Genomic DNA, 17,735 nt, shown 5'->3' on the forward strand with positions numbered 1-17,735 from the left:
GGCCCTTGGTTTTATTTAATTTTAATAGCGATTTTCCCTTTTGCATGATGCGATTCACTTAGCTCATGTGCTTCCTTTAATCCTTGTTCGGTAAAAGGAAAGGTATGGCCGACTAGCGGCTTTAATTTCCCCTTCTCGATCATTTCGCCAAGCTGGGAAAGCTGTTTGCCGTTTGGCTCAAGCCAGAGGAAGCCTGCTTTGATATCCTTATCCTTAGCGAGATTTTCATCAGGAGGAGAGACAATGGAAACAAGCTTTCCGCCTTTTTTCAACACATTCATACTTTTCTTTTGAATCTCTCCGCCCATTGTATCAACAACGATATCATAATGATCCAGTACCTGTTCAAAATCTTCCTCACGATAATTAATAAAATGGTCAACGCCAAGCGACTTCAGGAATTCTTTATTTTTTCCGCTGGCAGTTGAAGCAACATGAGCACCAAAGCTTTTGGCTATTTGAATGGCAAGGCTGCCAACTCCGCCCGCACCTGCATGGATAAGGACTTTATCCCCCGATTTGATCTCGGAAAAATCAACAAGGCATTGCCATGCTGTCAGGCCTGCAAGGGGAATGGAAGCCGCTTCTTCAAAGCTTGCATTCTCAGGCATCTTCGCCAGAAGTTTTTCATCCACAGCAACATATTCCGCGTATGTACCGTGAGCAGTCGTATCAGGGCGGGCAAAAACACGGTCACCCTTTTTAAAAGAAGTCACCTTATCCCCAACCTCGGTTATAACCCCCGCGGCATCCCATCCCAAAATAATCGGGAATTCGAATGGAAGCATGTTTTTTAAATATCCAGCCCGAAGCTTCCAATCAATCGGGTTGATCGAAGTGGCATGCATTTCAACCAGCACCTGATTATCCTTCATTTCAGGCATCGGCACTTTACGCTCTTTTAACTCCTCTGCAGTGCCATATTGTTCAATAATAATGGCTTTCATTTTATCTCCTCCCTTGTCCGTTGTACTGAATCCTTTACCGCATTAAGGTACCCGATAATCAGCTTTGCTATCTGTGAGAAGGGAGGCAGAGATTTGCTTTATTTTAAAAATAACTTATTCCATTGTTCTGCTTTTGCTAAAGCGAGAGTGTCTTCCTTTACCTCTCCCGGCTTTACTCCGCTTCCTATGATATAGTCCGCATATTCCATCCCGACAAAATCAAATATGTACTGAAATTGCTGGACAAGCGGCAATCCTTTCACTTTGGCACTGCTTCCTCCAGTGATCACCACATATGCTTTCTTCTTTGCCAGTTCTTCTTTCAGATTAAATCGCTCATCCCTTAAATACTGGGACCATCGATCAAAAAAATCCTTCATCGGGCCGCTCATGCCATACCAATATAAAGGCGTGGCAAACACAAAAACATCATGTGTCAACATGTGCTGTATTAACTCCTCATAATCATCATCAACTGGTGAAAAGCCTTCCTTGGCATGCCTCTTATCTACGATGGGTTCGATATGCATGTCTGCCAGTTTTACAAGCGTATGATCCGTATTTTCTGTAATCTTTTTCGCTAAATATTCCGAGTTGCCGTTTTCACGTGTACTGCCGAGCAGAGCCAATACTTTCATTTAGAATTCTCTCCTTAAAAACTAAAGTTTGTTTATGGATTTTACACAAAATATTTTATGAAAGCAAAAAAAAAGATCCGGATCTTTACATAGGGGTTATATGATTTTTACACTCTATTAATATTCCATTAACACTCCCTCCCTATACTTTAATTTGTAAGTTGAAAAACAGGAGGTTAATAGAATGACATTTAAGAAATTAACAAAAAAAGCACTTCCTGTTCTGGCTGCTTCTGCCGTAGCGTTTGGCGGGCTGATCGGAACAGTTCAGCAAACAGAAGCACAAGGGAAGGCAGATCATAGAGAGATCAAGAATGTTATTTTCCTTATCGGTGATGGAATGGGCGTATCTTATACGTCTGCATACCGCTATTTGAAAGACGACCCTAGTACAAAATTTGTGGAGCGTACGGAGCTGGATAAGTATCTGGTCGGCCAGCAAATGACTTACCCGGAGGACCCGGAACAAAATGTAACAGACTCAGCATCAGCAGCAACAGCGATGTCTGCAGGGATTAAAACTTATAACAATGCAATTGCAGTAGACAATGATGGCTCTGAAGTAAAAACCGTTTTGGAAGCGGCGAAGGAACAAGGAAAAGCGACAGGCCTTGTTGCCACTTCTGAAATTACACATGCGACTCCCGCTTCATTCGGCGCACATGACGAAAGCCGCAAGAATATGAATGCCATTGCTGATGATTACTATGATGAACTGATCAATGGCGACCATAAGGTAGACGTTCTTCTTGGCGGCGGAACCGATTTATTTGTCCGCAATGACAGAAACCTTACAGAAGAGTTTAAAAAAGATGGATTCAGCTATGTAACAGACCGCGAGCAGTTATTAGCGGATAACAATGAACAGGTTCTTGGCTTATTTGCGGAGCGCGGCCTGCCAAAGATGATTGACCGCACAGAAGACATTCCTTCACTTGAAGAAATGACTGCATCTGCAATCGAGCGTTTGAACAAGGATCAAGACGGTTTCTTCCTAATGGTAGAAGGCAGCCAGGTAGACTGGGCTGGACACGATAATGACATCGTTGGAGCAATGAGCGAAATGGAAGACTTTGAAAAAGCATTCAAAGCAGCAATCGACTTTGCGAAAAAGGACAAGCATACCCTTGTTGTCGCAACTGCTGACCACTCAACCGGCGGCTACTCCATCGGTTCTGACGGCATCTACAATTGGTTCGGTGAGCCGATTAAAGCGGCTAAGCGTACACCTGATTTTATGGCACAAGAAATTGCCGGTGGTGCAAGTGTTGAGGATACACTGAAGCAATATATCGATCTTGAATTAACATCAGAAGAGATCCAATCTGTTAAAAAAGCAGCCGAAACAAAAAAAGCAACGGATATTGATAATGCCATTGAAGAAATCTTCAACAAGCGCTCCCATACTGGCTGGACAACAGGCGGCCATACTGGTGAAGACGTACCTGTTTACGCATTTGGCCCTTCAAGTGAACGCTTTGCAGGACAAATCGAAAATACTGACCAGGCCAAATTAATTTTTGAATTATTGAAGACCGATGTAAAGGTTGAAGATAAATAATTTTTATTCTCCCGCTGCTTTCGTAGAGCAGCGGGAACTTTACAACTAATGAAGGGGGATCATCATGAAAAAACTAATAACAATGATTGCTCTTTTATCTATCGTTCTATTGGGCTGCTCAAGCGCACCGGAACAGCCTGCAGATGTCAGCGCTGAAGCTCCGGCAGAAAATGAAGCAATGAAAAACTATGCACCAAACCCTCAGGTTCCGGATGACCGGCCACTGGAGAAGGCTGGACAATCCCATACGGATGAAAAAGGCGAAATTACTTTAAAAAAAGTTAAAAATGTAAATGGAACCTATAACATTGGTCCAATTGAAATGAAAATCGCGGAAGCCAAAGTGATGCATTTAAAACCAGATTACAGCTTAGTTGACTACTTTCATACCCTGACCCATGACGAAGAATTCGATTTTGTCAAAGTCTTTGTAGAAATCAAAAACACATCAGATGAAGAAGTAAACTTTGCCCCAGCTGCTATCCTGGAAACAAGCGAAGGAGAGCAAATCACCTGGGAAAATGACATTTACCTTGATGGACTAAATGAAGAAATCCAACCAAACGAAACCAAAGCCGGCAACATTGGCTTTATCATAGAAAAATCCGACTTGAACAATATTGAAATTACTACAAGTGATGTCTTCAATACTGAAGGGAAAAAGATTGAAGACGCCAAAAATATTAAGATTGATTTTTAAAGGGAGAGGCTCCAGTGTTGGGGTCTTTTTTGTTTTTAGGGTGGAAAGTTTTATAAATATTGACAACCATCCCTCTATCCATTAACGTTAACAACGTTAATAGTTAAATAGTTGAACAGTTAAATGATAGAATAATTTAAGTGTGAGGTGAATATATAAGTGAGTGTGCCGAATATTAAAGAGCTGGTGGACCGGTATATAGCGGTTTCTTTTTCGGTGGAGAAAAAGGCAGCGTCGCTTGTGAAGGATCAGATTGGCAGTGATCTTACCAATGATCAGCATTATACGCTGAGGTACATAAATCAGGTGGGTTCTTGTACTTCGTCCGAGCTTGCGGAAGTGTTTGATGTGAAAAAGAGTGCAATTACCGCGATGATTACGCGGATGTGGGAGAAGGGGCTGATCCAGCGGACGCGCGATGAAAATGACCGCAGAGTTGTCTATCTGACTCTTACTGAAAAAGGCAATGAGCTATATGCCAAAACAGAGGAAAAGATCCATAAGCTTGTAGAATCGCTGATTACGAGATTTGATCAGGCTGAAATTCAGCAGTTTATTGAAACCTTTGAAAAACTGAACAAGGTCCTTTTAGAAAGCAAAGATTTTAAAGCGGGGGAATAAAGAGTGCATACGATTATTAAAAGAAAATGGCTTGTCATTGTTGCCTGGATTGCTGTTGTTGCCGGTTTATTTATAGCGGCTCCAAACATGGCCGAGCTTGTCCGTGAAAAAGGGCAGATTACCGTTCCTGATGAGTATTCTTCTACCCTTGCCGGTGAGATTATGGAAGAAGTGCAGAAGCAGGAAGGCGGCGGCGATGAAACCCAGGTCGCACTTGTTTTTCATAATGATAAGAAGCTCACAGATGCAGAAGTAAAAGAAGCGGAAAAAGCAATCCGAACGCTTGAAGAAAAAAGCGATGAGATTGGCATTACCGAGATCCTCACTCACTTTAACGAAGAAAGCTTAAAGGAACAGCTGGTTTCAGCGGACGGAAAATCAATTCTTTCCTCAGTCAGTGTCAGCTGGAATGATCGCGAGCCAACTGAGCTTCGCGAGGATTTATATTCTGCGATTCAAGATGTAAAAGTAGATTACTATTATACAAGCGAGTGGCTTATTAATGAAGATCTGATGAAGAGTTCAGAAGAAGGGCTGAAAAAGACAGAAGGCATCACCGTTGTCTTTATTTTGGGTGTCCTGCTGCTGGTATTCAGATCAGTCATTGCACCTGTCATTCCATTATTGACAGTAGGGTTCACTTACCTTGCTTCTCAATCAATTGTCTCGTTTTTAGTCGATAAGCTCGACTTCCCGATTTCAAACTATACTCAGATCTTCCTTGTTGCTATTTTGTTCGGAATCGGAACAGACTATTGCATTTTGCTGCTGAGCCGTTTTAAAGAAGAACTTTCACATAACGAAAACACAGCAGATGCCATTGTAGCAACTTACCGCAATGCGGGGCGCACCGTCTTTTTCAGCGGTGTGGCCGTTATGATCGGTTTTGCTGCCATTGGTTTTTCACAATTTATCCTTTATCAATCTGCAGCAGCTGTTGCTATTGGGGTAGCGATTCTTCTGATTGCCCTGTTTACGATTGTGCCTTTCTTTATGGCTGTATTAGGTCAGAAGGTTTTCTGGCCATCGAAAAAAAACGCGGAGCACGGCGAGAGCAAGCTTTGGGGCACAGTCGGCCGCTTTTCATTGGCACGCCCATTCCTGGCATTGCTTATCGTGGCTGCCGTTTGCCTACCGTTCCTGGTTACGTACGATGGAGAACTCTCTTATAACTCACTCGAGGAAATTGGCGGGGATGTAAACTCCATCATGGCTTTTAATGCGATTGCCGATAGCTTTGGCCCAGGGGAATCCATGCCAACGCAAATCGTTTTGAAAAATGACGAGGCGATGGATTCAGCTGAATATGTAGGCCTGGCTGAAAAAATTAGCCGTGAAGTCGAAAAAGTAAACTTAGTTGATAAAGTCCGCTCTTTCACAAGACCGACGGGGGAGCCGATAGAAGACTTCTTTGTTGCCAAACAGGCAGAAACGCTTGAAGAAGGACTTGGCGAAGGAAAAGATGGACTTAATAAAATCTCAGAAGGTTTGAATGAAGCAAGCAGTGAACTGGCTAAGTCGGAGCCGGAACTGCAGGGTGCCACAAAAGGTATTAATGATCTAATTTCCGGTACAAATGAAATTAAGTCCGGATTGGGCGAGATCCAAACGAACCTTGCTAAAATTGAAAACGGTATTCGCCAGGGATCTGCAGGTTCAGCAGAAATTAAAGCCGGATTGGCTAAGACGAAAGCAGGAGCGGAAGAACTTCTAGCAGGCTACCAGCAGCTTTTAGTTGGATATGAATCTGCAGAAGAAAACATTCCTAACTTAATTGCAGGTTATGAACAAATCCAGACAAACTTGAATCAGCTGGTATTTAATATTGAACAGGCGAATTTGGAGTTATATGACTATATTGAGGGAAAATATCCTGAATTGGAACAAGATCAAGAGTATCAAGGAATCAAGGGGAAGGTATCAGGTCTCCAGCAGCAGCTGTCTAATGTTTCTGAAGGAATCACTGCAGCCAATAAAGGATTAACACAATTGCAGGCTGGCCTCGATACAGCTAACACAAACTTTGAAAATGCCATATCTGGACAAAAGGACTTAGCCGCAGGACTACAAAAACTAATTGAGGGAATCGAAGCCCAGCAGGCAGGCTTGAATCAGCTTGCCAACGGCCAGGGGCAAATCGTCAATAGCTTCCCTCAGCTGACAAACGGTTTAGCTGGAATCAATGGCGGTCAGGAACAGCTCCTTGCCGGCTTTGGAGACTTGGGCGGGCAAATCAGCCAGCTGACAGATGGGCTTGGCCAGAGTGCGGATGGATTGGAACAGGTATCTGAAGGCCTTGGCTCTGCACAGGAGTACTTAGCAGGTCTATCAAGTTCAGAAAATATGGATGGTTTCTATTTGCCGCCGGAAGTTCTGGAGAATGAAGAGTTTGCTCAAGTATTCGATACTTATATGTCTGAAGACCGCAAAGTTATGACAATGGACGTTGTGCTGGAAGCTAATCCGTATTCCAATGAAGCTATCGGCCAGGTCGATGAGATAAAAGAAGCGGTGGAAAGAGCAACAAAAGGAACAAAACTTGAAAATGCCGTAGTGGCAGTCGGAGGTATAACCAGTACGAATGCTGACCTGAGCACGATGTCAGATCAGGATTACTCCCGTACGGTTGTGCTGATGCTTCTTGGTATTTCCATCATCCTTGTGTTCCTTTTCAGATCCATTATTATGCCGATTTACCTTATTGGTTCATTGATTTTGACGTACTATACGAGCATGGCGATGAACGAAGCCATTTTCGTGAACCTTCTTGGATACACAGGCATCAGCTGGGCGGTTCCATTCTTTGCATTTGTTATTTTAGTTGCGCTTGGCGTAGACTACAGTATTTTCTTAATGGACCGCTTTAACGAATATCGTGATCTATCAATCGCAGATGCCATGCTGCTATCCATGAAAAAGATGGGTACCGTCATCATCTCGGCTGCTGTCATCCTTGGCGGAACATTTGCCGCCATGATGCCATCCGGAATGCTATCACTATTACAGATCGCATCCATCGTCCTTATCGGACTCATGCTATACGCACTAGTCATGCTGCCGCTCTTCATCCCGGTCATGGTCAAAAACTTTGGCCAGGCGAACTGGTGGCCGTTTAAAAGAAGCGCTAATTAAAGAGGGAAGAGGCTATCCTTGTTGGATAACCTCTTTTTAGAATAATTACAAGCTGCAAATAAAATAAAGAAGTTGCTAAAAAACAGGGGGAAGTTGCTAATAAAATTAGAAAGTTGCTAATATAATCATCCAACTTGCTAATATAATGAAATTTTACTGCTCATAAGAAGGATTTCCAGCTTTAAAAAGCGAAATCTCCTGCTAATCCACGAAAGGAGCAGTAAAATGATTATAAAAAAGAGAGAAGTTTCACTCTCAATTCAAAAATTGCAGGCTTTAGTAAGAAGAACACCCCGAAATCATCCAAAATACCCCTTAATTCAGGAGAACCTCTCGAAAACCATGGCTGGCCATAAAGGCGAAACCTCCCTCGATTATCCACTAAGCTTTCTTCAGGAGAATAAATACTTTATTTTACACGACCTAAGGCTTAAAGATTCCAAGCATTTTTTCCAAATCGACACTTTGGTTCTATCCCAAAACTTCATTCTAATTCTAGAGGTGAAAAACATAGCTGGAACCTTATACTTCGATCAGGAATTCAACCAGCTGATACGGACTAAAAATGGAATTGAAAAAGCTTTTCCAGACCCGCTTATTCAAGTTCAACGGCAGGAGGCACAACTGAAAAACTGGATGGCGCTTAATCGTTTGCCCGCAGTTCCTATCCATTCTTTAATTATCATTAGCAACCCGGGTTCAATCATCAGAACATCACCCCAATATAAAAGCCTCTCGCAAAAAGTGATTCATCGCGACTATCTTCCTGAAAGAATTCGTCAGCTTGAAAAATTATATCTAAAAAATCAGCTTTCTGAAAAGGAACTAAAAAAATGGATACGTCAGCTAAAAAAGCAACATGAGGCGGCTGATCATTCAATCCTTGAAAGGTTTAACGTAACTCGGGAGCAATTACGGAAAGGGATTCATTGCCCGGTTTGCGAATTTATTCCTCTTGCAAGAATTTACGGCAATTGGCATTGCCCAAATTGCAGCCTTCTATCAAAGGACGCTCACCTTTCCTCATTAAAAGATTACTCCCTATTAATCAATTCCGAAGCGTCGAGTAGTGAGGTTAGAGATTTCCTCAACATTTCAGATATCCACTTAACATCAAGACTCCTCCGCTCCGCCGCCAAAGAGTCCACCGGCAAAAATAAAGGCAAACGCTATACTCTCTAAAAAAAGCAGACCCATTCCGGATCTGCCATTACTTTTTTATGGATTTGTCGACCACATGCCAGCAGTTTTCACAAACACACGCGGATTCAATTTCAGCTGTGCCACGATAAATTCTGCAAGGTCTTCTGGCTGCATCACTTTTTCAGGGTTGCCGTCAGTCAGGTTTGTTTCAATCGCAAGGTCAGTTGCAACTGTGCTTGGAGTCAGTGCACTTACGCGGATATTATGTTTTCTCACTTCAAGCATGAGAGATTCGGTTAAGCCAAGAACGGCAAATTTGGATGCGCTGTATGCGCTTGTAACAGGAGCGCCTTTTTGGCCGGCTGTGGATGCAATATTGATAATGTCGCCGGATTTCTGTTCAATCATATCTGGCAGAACTGCTCTTGTAACATTATACACACCCATTAAATTAACTTGGATAATACTTTCCCATTCCTCTGGAGAAAGTTCAAGGAAGCCGCCGAATTTGGCAATGCCCGCGTTGTTAATCAGGATATCCACAGTGCCAAGATCCGATTTAATATGCTCAACAGCATGAGTAACAGCTTCAAGTTCGGCAACGTCTGCCGCAGCCGCTGAAACGTTCACATCGTACTGGCTTAGTTCATCCGCCACTTTTTCAAGATTTTCAATTGTGCGGCCCAGTAATCCGATATTAACACCCTCTTTTGCAAGCGCAATAGCTGTTGCCCGCCCGATTCCTCTCCCAGCTCCGGTAATCAGTACTGTTTTGCCTTTTAATGTATGCATCGTTTTTCCTCCTCTAAAAAAATCATTCATAATACTACCAAAAAGAAAGTAAATTTCCTAATAAACCGCTTGCTCAAATTGAATATTTGAGAACAGCGCTCTCCGTATGGTAAGATCATTTTCAACAAAAGGAGGGCCGCCCATGAAACTTAGTGTATTGGACCAATCAGTCATCACAAAAGGGGAATCTGCAAGGGGTGCTCTCCGCAAAACGGTAAAGCTGGCCCAGATCGCGGAAAAGCTTGGCTACACTCGATTCTGGGTAGCCGAGCACCATAACTCCAATGGCATTGCAGGTTCTTCTCCCGAAATCCTCATCTCCCATATTGCGTCAAGCACCAGCAAAATCCGGGTAGGTTCAGGAGGAGTTCTGCTGCCTCAATATAGCCCGTATAAAATTGCCGAAAATTTTAATATGCTAGAAACCCTTTTCCCGGGCAGGATTGATCTCGGTATTGGCCGGTCACCCGGAGGCTCTGCATCAACCCGGCTTGCGCTGACTGATGGATTAAGAAAAAGCCTGAACGAATTTCCGACGCAGGTAAAGGACCTCCAGGATTTTTTATACAAGAAACTGCCGGAAGGGCATCCTTATCGGAGTGTCGAAGCTTTTCCACAGGTGGAAGATCCAGCCCAAATGTGGATGCTGGGTATAACGCATCGGGGTGCGCGGCTGGCTGCCGAGTACGGAACCTCATTTACATACGGACACTTCATAACTCCTGCCAACGGAAAAAGAGCTATGGAAACGTACTTTAGCCAATTCCACCCCTCAGCCGGCCTATCAAAACCAAAGGCAAATGTGTGCATTTTTGTCGTATGTGCCGAAACGCAGGAAAGGGCGGAAGAGCTGGCATTAAGCCAGGATATGTGGCTGCTGGCGGTAGAAAAGGGGAAGGATACGAGGATTATTTCACCCGCAGAGGCAAAAAGCATCACTCTGACACCGGAGGAAAAAGCAAAAACAGCTGAAAACCGCAAGCGGATGATCATCGGCACTCCTGCAAAGGTAAAAGAAGAATTGCAGCTGCTCAGCGAGATCTATCAAACAGATGAATTCATGGTCATCACCAATATATATGATTTTCAGGACAAGCTGAATTCCTACAGACTTCTGTCCGAAGCTTTCGCTTAACGTAAAAAAGATCCCCGCAACGGGGATCTTTTTTCTTTATGCACAAGTAATCCACTGCACGGTGATAAGTATCATTTTATAAAATGCAAGGAATCGGTTTTTTTCACTTATAAACTCATTAAGCATATCCAACCTAATCTAATTATGCACAACTTATCCACCATATGAGGGAAAGGTAATCCAAACTAGAGGATTCTTTCTAATTGTGCATAACTAACACATGATTTTTTTAATTTTTCAGAAATTATCCACAATAAATAGTATTTTCAATTAAAATAATCCACAATTGGTGGATAACCAGCATATTTACTTCTTTTTCGAAAAGTAATCCACAACATAATAATCCACCACTTGTTCACTTCCCAAAAGTTATCCCCAATCGCAGGTTTTTCCTCCCAGAATCATTTCTCACTCCACATACGATATCGATTATCAAAATATCAGTTATAAGACTATTTCCCATGGGATCTGCTGTTAATTGTCATAAAGCACATAAAAAAGCCCGGCTGCCCCGGGCTATACCTAACCACTCACTCTATTGAATTTCCGCTTTCCCGCTCGATACGGACACATTAATATCATGTTCTCCTGACCCATGCTTGCCGGAAATGTCATTTTTATTGCGGGATTCATCCTCTAATTCAAATTTGCTGATAATATGTCCGCTGCTGGCTTTCCCTTTCAAAGTAAAGTCAGCGTCATCAGGCAAATCAAGGCGAACGAAGCCCGAGCTTGCTTCTACATTTACGGAATCAGTTAGTTTATCAATCATTATATCAAGCTGCCCAGAAGAAACTTCTGCATCCAGTTTTCCTTGGTAGTTTCGGATATTCACTCTTCCCGAACTCATATCAATTTCCCCGCTGCGGGTAATTAAATGATCGGCATCCATCATCCCTGAGGAACCTTCATGCTCAAATTCATCCGCTTTAATATTTGAAAGGCTGACTTTTCCAGAGCTCATATCGACATTCAGTTTTTCAAGCTCGAAAGGTTTGCTCTCAGATTCACCTGCAAAATCTAAACGCCCAGATCCAATATTAATCGACATGGAGTTGCTGTAATCTTCCGGAATATAGATCTTCAAGTTGCTTTTGCTGTTGAAAAATTGGAAGCCGTCCAGCCATCTGCGTTTGTATTCCACATGAACTTCATTCCCGGACTTATTTACTGTTACGTTGCCTTTTCCATCAAGCTCAGCGCTGACATCACTGCGCTTTTCGGGAATAATCACTGTATCTGAACCGGAAACATTGATGCTGATCAAGTCCGTTCGATCATTAATGGAAGCTTCCGTTGCGCCGCCTCCGAATGTCATCCAGCTAGTGACGCCAGTGAACAATAGATAGGAGCCGACCAAGATAATAAAAATCATAAAAGTCCTTTTCAACATAATCCCTGCTTTCATTCTTTAGATTTCTTATGTTTATTTTATGAAAATACTAAGCTGAGCACATTGAGCCGAAGATTTAATTTCAGCTAAGACTTGAGGCTTAATAGACTTGTAAAAAAGGATTTTCTTTTCGCAATCTATATTTTATCATAAAAGGAAAAAACAGGAGATGAATGCCTGGGATAGCGCAGTTACACTCTATAAAAGCTGCGGATATAAGGAATATTTACAGGAAGAAGGGATGATCCATCTATCCAAATCGATTTAACGGATTTGCCTCGGGGCAGGTCCTTTTTTGTGTATGTTCAGTGTGCATATGAAATGTAATGTTACATAATATAGAGTATAATAAACTTATGTTACATTACAGGGTGATCTAATGAAGTCAGTTGAAGCGATTAAAGATATTCAAAAGCTGGAAGTGATGAAAAAATACCTGGGGCGCAGATCTTCCCGGGACTACTGTTTATTCCTTTTTGGCATAAACACCGGTATGCGCATCCATGACCTCTTGAACCTCCATGTCAAGGATGTGCTCGATGAGAACGATCATGTTCTTCCCTTTCTTAATTCGGCTCAATACAATAATCCGCCCGTTTATTTAAATCCGAATGTCCGTCAATCCATCCAAAGCTGGATTGATGAAGGGTCCCTTACAGTAGATGATTACTTATTTAAATCCAGAAAGGCGAATGCGCCGATTACACGCCAGCAGGCCTACCGTATTTTAAATGAAGCAGCAAAAGAAGCGGAAATAGAAGGTCCTATTGGCACTCATACCTTACGAAAAACGTTTGCCTTGCATGCTTACCGAAAGGGAATAGCGATTTCCCTGATTCAAAAAAGGCTGCAGCAATCCTCGCCTGCAGAAACCCTGGCTTACCTCGGAATATCTGACCGCCACTCTATTCCAATTGTTCTTGATGTAAATCTATAGAAAGAAGGTGATTAAATTGGCTGAGTTTATTTGGCAAACTGATGCACTTATTTTATTGGCTGCCATACTCTTTATAATCGGTGTTCTGACAACGAAGTTCTCCGCGCGCCTTGGTGTGCCGGCCCTTGTTCTCTTTATTGCAGTTGGAATGGCTTTGGGGCATTTCATTTATTTTGATAATGCGAGACTGGCACAGATGATTGGCGTACTTGCTTTTATCATTATTCTGTTTGAGGGCGGGCTGCAGACAAATTGGAAAACGGTTCGAACCGTTGTTGCACCTTCCTTATCATTGGCAACCCTTGGAGTTCTTATCACAACAGGGCTCGTTGCAGCCGCTGCCAAGTTCATTCTCGGGGTGGATTGGGTGGTTGCCCTTCTGTTTGGCGCGATTGTCGGTTCAACAGATGCCGCTGCCGTTTTCGCCGTATTAAAAGGCCAAAATATTAAGCCGAGAATCGCTTCAACGCTGGAAGCTGAGTCAGGATCCAATGATCCCATGGCTGTGTTCCTGACAGTTGCCATGATTGAACTAATTACGATTCCCGAATCCAGCATGTTTTCTCTCATAGGTTCTTTCTTTATCCAGATGGGCGTCGGGTTGCTGCTCGGGATGCTGTTTGGTAAATTGGCTGTCTTTGCGCTCAACAGGATCAATTTGGATTCCAGCGGACTTTATCCTGTATTCGCAACCGGCTTTGCGATGCTGACATATGGCATTACTGCTTTTTTCGGTGGTAGCGGCCTTTTGGCTGTATATGTTGCTGGAATTATCATTGGAAATACGGATATTGCTTACCGCCACTCCGTCTTTCGTTTTACCGAAGGCTTCGCATGGATGATGCAAATTTCGATGTTCGTCATTCTCGGGCTTCTTGTTTTTCCGGATGAGCTCTTTCACGCGGACATATTGTTAAAGGGTCTTGCCATTTCTGCTCTTCTTATTTTTGTTGCCAGACCTGCAGCAGTCTACCTTTCTACCATTAAAATGGGCTACACTCATAAAGAATTAATTTTTCTATCATGGGCTGGCTTGAAGGGAGCAGTACCAATCGTACTAGCCACTTTTCCGCTGCTATCGGGTGTGGAAGGAAGCCACGAAATTTTCAATGTTGTCTTTTTCGTTGTCTTGACCAGCGCCCTTGTCCAGGGGTCCACAATCACCATCCTTGCTGAAAAACTTGGTCTTTCAGGCCCTGAAAAAGCAACGCCTATGCACTCTCTTGAGCTTGTTTCCCTGGGCAAGGCTGATGCGGAAATGATCGAATATGAAATAGAAGAAGATGCCGTTATTATCGGGCATACACTCCTGGAGATTCCTTTCCCTGAAGGTGCCCTCGTCAATGCCATCATCCGCAAAGATGAGCTCATTACACCGACAGGAAACACGACTATTGAGCAGGGTGACTTTCTTTATATCCTTACAAAAAGAAAATATAAAAAGGAGCTCAAGCAGCTGCTGAAAAAGAAAAAACTGCCCGAAGAACTGGCAGAGGCAGAAGCGTAGCCAAGTAAAAGATCTGTCTGTGATGGGCAGGTCTTTTTTTAGTTAGGCTCTGTTAAATGTGCCTGTTAATTTCCGCTCCAGGAGCTCAGCGAACGCGGACGTTCCGGGAGCCTCCTCGGCGCACTCGCGCCTGCGGGGTCTCCCTTTGACACGCTCCTCCCGCTGGAGTCTTGCGCCTTCCGCTCCAATCAACAGGGTGCCAAAATCAACAATTAGCTTTAACACAGCCTTTATTTAAAAAGAAAATAAAATAGATAAAACTTTTTTCCGTTTTGTAAGTCTAATGTACAGAGAGAATTGAAGGGGGGACCCCGGTTTGGCGATCGATCAGCTTGTGCTGAAGGCAAAGGAAGGCGATGATGAGGCCTTTCTGCAAATCATCAGCGTGCTAAAAATAGATTTATATAAAACCGCTCTTTCTTATTTGCGGAATGAGGAAGATGCAATTGAGGCGATTCAGGAAGTAACATTTCGCGCCTATAAAGGGCTTAAGGAATTAAAGGAAGCTTCTTATTTTAAAACATGGCTGATCCGCATCATGATCAATTACTGCAACGATACATTGAAAATGCAAAAGCGGATGGTTTTGAATGAGGATTTACTCCTGACAATGGGAAAGTCGGAGAATTATTCTTTGATGGAGATACAGGATGCGATGCAGTCTCTTGATGAGCGCTCGCGTGAAATCCTGACACTTAAATATTTTCATGATCTGAAGATTAAAGATATCGCAGGCACGCTTGATTGTCCGGAAGGAACCGTGAAAACCTGGCTGAACAAAGCGCTTAAATCTCTAAGAGAGAAGCTCGAGGAGAAAGGGGGAATGTCTCATGTTTAAAAAAGAGGAACAAGGCCTTGCAAAAATGAAGAAAAGTTTTGATGAACTAACGATTCCAGAGGATAAAATTAATTCAGCTATTTTGTCCGGATTCCAAAAAGCAAAAAAGGAAGAGACACCGGAAGTACCTTCAAGGACTGAAAAGAAACCCCGCCGGCGCAGGAAACCGTGGCTTCTTCCCAGTGTGGCAGCAGCTGTACTGGCAATTGTTTTTCTGACCAGCATTAGGGTATCCCCGGCATTTGCCCATTATGTGGCCGAACTTCCAGGCATGCAAAAAATAGTTGATCTGATCCGCTTTGATAAAGGGCTAATGTCGGCAGTGGAGAATGATTATTTGCAAGAAATAGGCATAACCGAGGAAAAGAACGGCTTGAAAGTTACTGTGGATTCAGTCATTGCAGATGAAACCGGATTAGTCATTTTTTATACAATGGAAGCAGAAAAGAAGCAGAGTAATTTTTTTGTTGAAGATGTGGAATTAACACCAGCAGATGGTACAAAATTTGTTTTAGGGTCTTCCAGTCATGGTTCGCATTCACCATATCAGGACCAGCCGCGAAGGTCAGTATCCTCTGCTCTAGAATTATTTTTCCAGGAGAAGCTGGTAACGAAGAAGTTTAATCTATCTATAAAAGTAACAACGGATGACTTCAATGAAACGTTTCAATTTTCTTTTTCCATTGAAAAGCCTGTGAAAGTCAAAAAAACATTTGAATTGAACGAAACGGTGACACTTGAAGGGCAGAAAATTACGGTAAAGGACATAACGGTGTATCCGCTCCGAGTAGCGGTCCATCTTGCTTATGATCCGAATAACAGCAAGAAAATCTTTGAGTTTCAGGATATCCGCCTGGTCGATGAAAACGGAGAGTCCTGGACGAAGATTTCCAATGGCATAACAGCCAGTCATGTCAGCGATAACGAGGATATTCTTTACCTCCAAAGCAATTACTTTAAGGAACCGAAAGAATTATACCTGGTCATAAATAAGATTCAGGCTGTTGATAAGGATGAAGCTTACGTCTTAGTTGACACGGATAAAAAAGAAATTCTCAAGCAGCCAAAGGGGTCGAAGCTCTCCCATGTCGGATGGGAAGACGATATGCTGATGTTTACGCTGGATACTAGCGAGGAATTTAATTACATGATTTTTAACGGTATAAAAGATGCTGAAGGAAAAGATATTTTCGGAGACAGGGGGATGTCGTACCGGGAAGAAGAGAATAAGCAGATGGTCGGCATCTCACTCCCTTCAAAAGAGGAAGCCGATTATAAAAATCCTTTAAGATTGGAACTCTCTTTCTTTCCTGCCTGGATTGAAGGTGATGTGAAATTGAGTGTTAAGTAATTTTATACCAGTGTGTGTGAGCGATCACACTGGTTTTTTGCTAAAAAGCCGTGCGCGGATATATTGAGATTTTAGCGGATATCTGTAAAGAAATCGCGGATAAAATCAAAATTTCGCGGTTATTTTTAATTTTTCACGGATATATCTGAATTTTCGCGGATAAATTTTTTCCACGAAGAAGAATGTCCAAATGATTGGACATCCCCGCAGCCAAAATGATACGATAAATACAGTTTCAGCCCAAAAAGGTGATAGTATGAAGAATAAAATAAAAGAAATGCGGAAAAAGCTGGGGATTACTCAGGAAATGCTCGCAAATGAGTGCAGCGTGGTCAGGCAAACGATCAATTGCATTGAAAATGATAAATATGACCCCACCCTGGAGCTGGCATTCAAGATTTCCAAAACATTAAATGTAAAGGTAGATGAATTATTTATTTATGAGTAAATTTGACGCAAATACGATAATCACCATGAAAGAGATTGTTCGAGAAGGCGATCCAATTCTGCGCGAGGTAACCAAAGAGGTTCCAATACCGCTTACTGAAGAGGACCGTGGAACCTTAATCGCAATGATGCAGTATTTGAAAAACAGCCAGGATCCTGCGACGGCAAAAAAATATGGCTTGCGCCCGGGGGTCGGTTTATCTGCAAACCAAATCGGCCTGAACAAGCGCATGTTTGCAGCGTATTTTACCAATGAAAAAGGCGAGCCGCAGGAACATTATGTGATTAACCCGAAAATCATCAGCCACTCAGTGGGTGTGATTTTCCTGCGGGATGGGGAAGGCTGCCTGTCTGTAGACCGAGATGTTAAAGGTTATGTACCGCGTTATGAACGCATTAAGGTAAAAGCCTATAACCTGGACGGAGAAGAAGTGATTCTCCGATTCAAGGGCGTCCCATCCATTATTATGCAGCATGAAATCGATCATCTGAACGGGATCATATTTTATGACAGAATCGACAAAAACGACCCATTCAAGGTTCCGGAAAATTCTGTTATGGAAAACTTTTAGCATAGGACACTGCGTTCTATG

Annotated in this window: 16 protein-coding genes; 12 read left to right on the forward strand and 4 right to left on the reverse strand. The window is 42.8% G+C overall.

Features of this window, described 5'->3' with window-relative positions; translation table 11 throughout:
* Positions 1 to 11 precede the first annotated feature (11 nt).
* A complete protein-coding gene (locus IQ19_RS05635; RefSeq protein ID WP_144540840.1) occupies positions 12 to 947 on the reverse strand; it encodes an NADP-dependent oxidoreductase in 936 nt (311 codons plus the stop codon).
* Positions 948 to 1,045: 98 nt separating this feature from the next.
* On the reverse strand, positions 1,046 to 1,585 hold the full coding sequence (locus IQ19_RS05640) for a flavodoxin family protein (protein ID WP_144540843.1): 540 nt from the start codon (positions 1,583 to 1,585) through the stop codon (positions 1,046 to 1,048).
* A 184-nt stretch (positions 1,586 to 1,769) separates the two neighbouring features.
* Here IQ19_RS05640 and IQ19_RS05645 point away from each other — a divergent pair, with 184 nt between their 5' ends.
* The 5 genes from IQ19_RS05645 to IQ19_RS05665 all read left to right on the forward strand — a co-directional run bounded on the left by IQ19_RS05645 (position 1,770) and on the right by IQ19_RS05665 (position 8,781).
* The gene (locus tag IQ19_RS05645; protein WP_144540846.1) at positions 1,770 to 3,146 is read left to right on the forward strand and encodes an alkaline phosphatase; all 1,377 of its coding nucleotides are present in this window, start codon (positions 1,770 to 1,772) and stop codon (positions 3,144 to 3,146) included.
* 64 nt (positions 3,147 to 3,210) lie between these two features.
* The gene (locus tag IQ19_RS05650; protein WP_144540849.1) at positions 3,211 to 3,846 is read left to right on the forward strand and encodes a DUF4352 domain-containing protein; all 636 of its coding nucleotides are present in this window, start codon (positions 3,211 to 3,213) and stop codon (positions 3,844 to 3,846) included.
* Between the two features lie 159 nt (positions 3,847 to 4,005).
* A complete protein-coding gene (locus IQ19_RS05655; protein ID WP_144540852.1) occupies positions 4,006 to 4,467 on the forward strand; it encodes a MarR family winged helix-turn-helix transcriptional regulator in 462 nt (153 codons plus the stop codon).
* A gap of 3 nt (positions 4,468 to 4,470) precedes the next feature.
* Positions 4,471 to 7,599, forward strand: a complete 3,129-nt coding sequence (locus IQ19_RS05660; RefSeq protein ID WP_144540854.1) for an MMPL family transporter — start codon at positions 4,471 to 4,473, stop codon at positions 7,597 to 7,599.
* Positions 7,600 to 7,824: 225 nt separating this feature from the next.
* A complete protein-coding gene (locus IQ19_RS05665) occupies positions 7,825 to 8,781 on the forward strand; it encodes a nuclease-related domain-containing protein (protein WP_144540856.1) in 957 nt (318 codons plus the stop codon).
* 36 nt (positions 8,782 to 8,817) lie between these two features.
* On the opposite strand, the gene IQ19_RS05670 is transcribed toward IQ19_RS05665, so the two are convergent.
* Positions 8,818 to 9,534, reverse strand: coding sequence for a 3-ketoacyl-ACP reductase (locus IQ19_RS05670; RefSeq protein ID WP_144540858.1), 717 nt, complete (start codon positions 9,532 to 9,534; stop codon positions 8,818 to 8,820).
* Between the two features lie 142 nt (positions 9,535 to 9,676).
* Here IQ19_RS05670 and IQ19_RS05675 point away from each other — a divergent pair, with 142 nt between their 5' ends.
* The gene (locus IQ19_RS05675) at positions 9,677 to 10,669 is read left to right on the forward strand and encodes an LLM class flavin-dependent oxidoreductase (RefSeq protein WP_144540860.1); all 993 of its coding nucleotides are present in this window, start codon (positions 9,677 to 9,679) and stop codon (positions 10,667 to 10,669) included.
* A gap of 535 nt (positions 10,670 to 11,204) precedes the next feature.
* Here IQ19_RS05675 and liaG read toward each other — a convergent pair.
* Entirely contained in the window at positions 11,205 to 12,062 is an 858-nt protein-coding gene (gene liaG, locus IQ19_RS05680) for a LiaG family protein (RefSeq protein ID WP_242020906.1), read from the reverse strand.
* A 379-nt stretch (positions 12,063 to 12,441) separates the two neighbouring features.
* Here liaG and IQ19_RS05690 point away from each other — a divergent pair, with 379 nt between their 5' ends.
* The 6 genes from IQ19_RS05690 to def all read left to right on the forward strand — a co-directional run bounded on the left by IQ19_RS05690 (position 12,442) and on the right by def (position 17,714).
* A complete protein-coding gene (locus IQ19_RS05690) occupies positions 12,442 to 12,999 on the forward strand; it encodes a tyrosine-type recombinase/integrase (RefSeq protein ID WP_144540862.1) in 558 nt (185 codons plus the stop codon).
* Positions 13,000 to 13,015: 16 nt separating this feature from the next.
* The gene (locus IQ19_RS05695; RefSeq protein ID WP_144540864.1) at positions 13,016 to 14,506 is read left to right on the forward strand and encodes a potassium/proton antiporter; all 1,491 of its coding nucleotides are present in this window, start codon (positions 13,016 to 13,018) and stop codon (positions 14,504 to 14,506) included.
* Positions 14,507 to 14,822: 316 nt separating this feature from the next.
* Positions 14,823 to 15,344: a sigma-70 family RNA polymerase sigma factor gene (locus IQ19_RS05705; protein ID WP_242020907.1), complete on the forward strand. Its 522-nt coding sequence runs from the start codon at positions 14,823 to 14,825 to the stop codon at positions 15,342 to 15,344.
* Positions 15,337 to 16,695 (forward strand): DUF4179 domain-containing protein, encoded by a 1,359-nt coding sequence (locus IQ19_RS05710; RefSeq protein ID WP_144540868.1) that lies wholly within the window; start codon positions 15,337 to 15,339, stop codon positions 16,693 to 16,695. The genes IQ19_RS05705 and IQ19_RS05710 overlap by 8 nt, the downstream gene beginning before the upstream one ends.
* A 256-nt stretch (positions 16,696 to 16,951) precedes the next feature.
* Complete coding sequence (locus tag IQ19_RS05715) at positions 16,952 to 17,143, forward strand: helix-turn-helix transcriptional regulator (protein WP_144541162.1); 192 nt, start codon at positions 16,952 to 16,954, stop codon at positions 17,141 to 17,143.
* Positions 17,136 to 17,714 (forward strand): peptide deformylase, encoded by a 579-nt coding sequence (gene def, locus IQ19_RS05720; RefSeq protein ID WP_144540870.1) that lies wholly within the window; start codon positions 17,136 to 17,138, stop codon positions 17,712 to 17,714. The genes IQ19_RS05715 and def overlap by 8 nt, the downstream gene beginning before the upstream one ends.
* The last annotated feature ends 21 nt before the right edge of the window (positions 17,715 to 17,735 follow it).

The sequence above is a fragment of the Cytobacillus oceanisediminis genome (assembly GCF_007830235.1).
Lineage (GTDB): Bacteria > Bacillota > Bacilli > Bacillales > Cytobacillaceae > Cytobacillus > Cytobacillus oceanisediminis.

What these genes read in the sequence shown, in the direction of transcription:
- IQ19_RS05665 (WP_144540856.1), top strand. Translation starts at nt 7,825, where the DNA reads ATGATTATAAAAAAGAGAGAAGTTTCACTCTCAATTCAAAAATTGCAG.
- IQ19_RS05670 (WP_144540858.1), bottom strand. Translation starts at nt 9,534, where the DNA reads ATGCATACATTAAAAGGCAAAACAGTACTGATTACCGGAGCTGGGAGA.
- IQ19_RS05675 (WP_144540860.1), top strand. Translation starts at nt 9,677, where the DNA reads ATGAAACTTAGTGTATTGGACCAATCAGTCATCACAAAAGGGGAATCT.
- def (WP_144540870.1), top strand. Translation starts at nt 17,136, where the DNA reads ATGAGTAAATTTGACGCAAATACGATAATCACCATGAAAGAGATTGTT.
- IQ19_RS05645 (WP_144540846.1), top strand. Translation starts at nt 1,770, where the DNA reads ATGACATTTAAGAAATTAACAAAAAAAGCACTTCCTGTTCTGGCTGCT.
- IQ19_RS05710 (WP_144540868.1), top strand. Translation starts at nt 15,337, where the DNA reads ATGTTTAAAAAAGAGGAACAAGGCCTTGCAAAAATGAAGAAAAGTTTT.
- IQ19_RS05650 (WP_144540849.1), top strand. Translation starts at nt 3,211, where the DNA reads ATGAAAAAACTAATAACAATGATTGCTCTTTTATCTATCGTTCTATTG.
- IQ19_RS05635 (WP_144540840.1), bottom strand. Translation starts at nt 947, where the DNA reads ATGAAAGCCATTATTATTGAACAATATGGCACTGCAGAGGAGTTAAAA.
- IQ19_RS05690 (WP_144540862.1), top strand. Translation starts at nt 12,442, where the DNA reads ATGAAGTCAGTTGAAGCGATTAAAGATATTCAAAAGCTGGAAGTGATG.
- IQ19_RS05640 (WP_144540843.1), bottom strand. Translation starts at nt 1,585, where the DNA reads ATGAAAGTATTGGCTCTGCTCGGCAGTACACGTGAAAACGGCAACTCG.
- IQ19_RS05715 (WP_144541162.1), top strand. Translation starts at nt 16,952, where the DNA reads ATGAAGAATAAAATAAAAGAAATGCGGAAAAAGCTGGGGATTACTCAG.
- liaG (WP_242020906.1), bottom strand. Translation starts at nt 12,062, where the DNA reads ATGTTGAAAAGGACTTTTATGATTTTTATTATCTTGGTCGGCTCCTAT.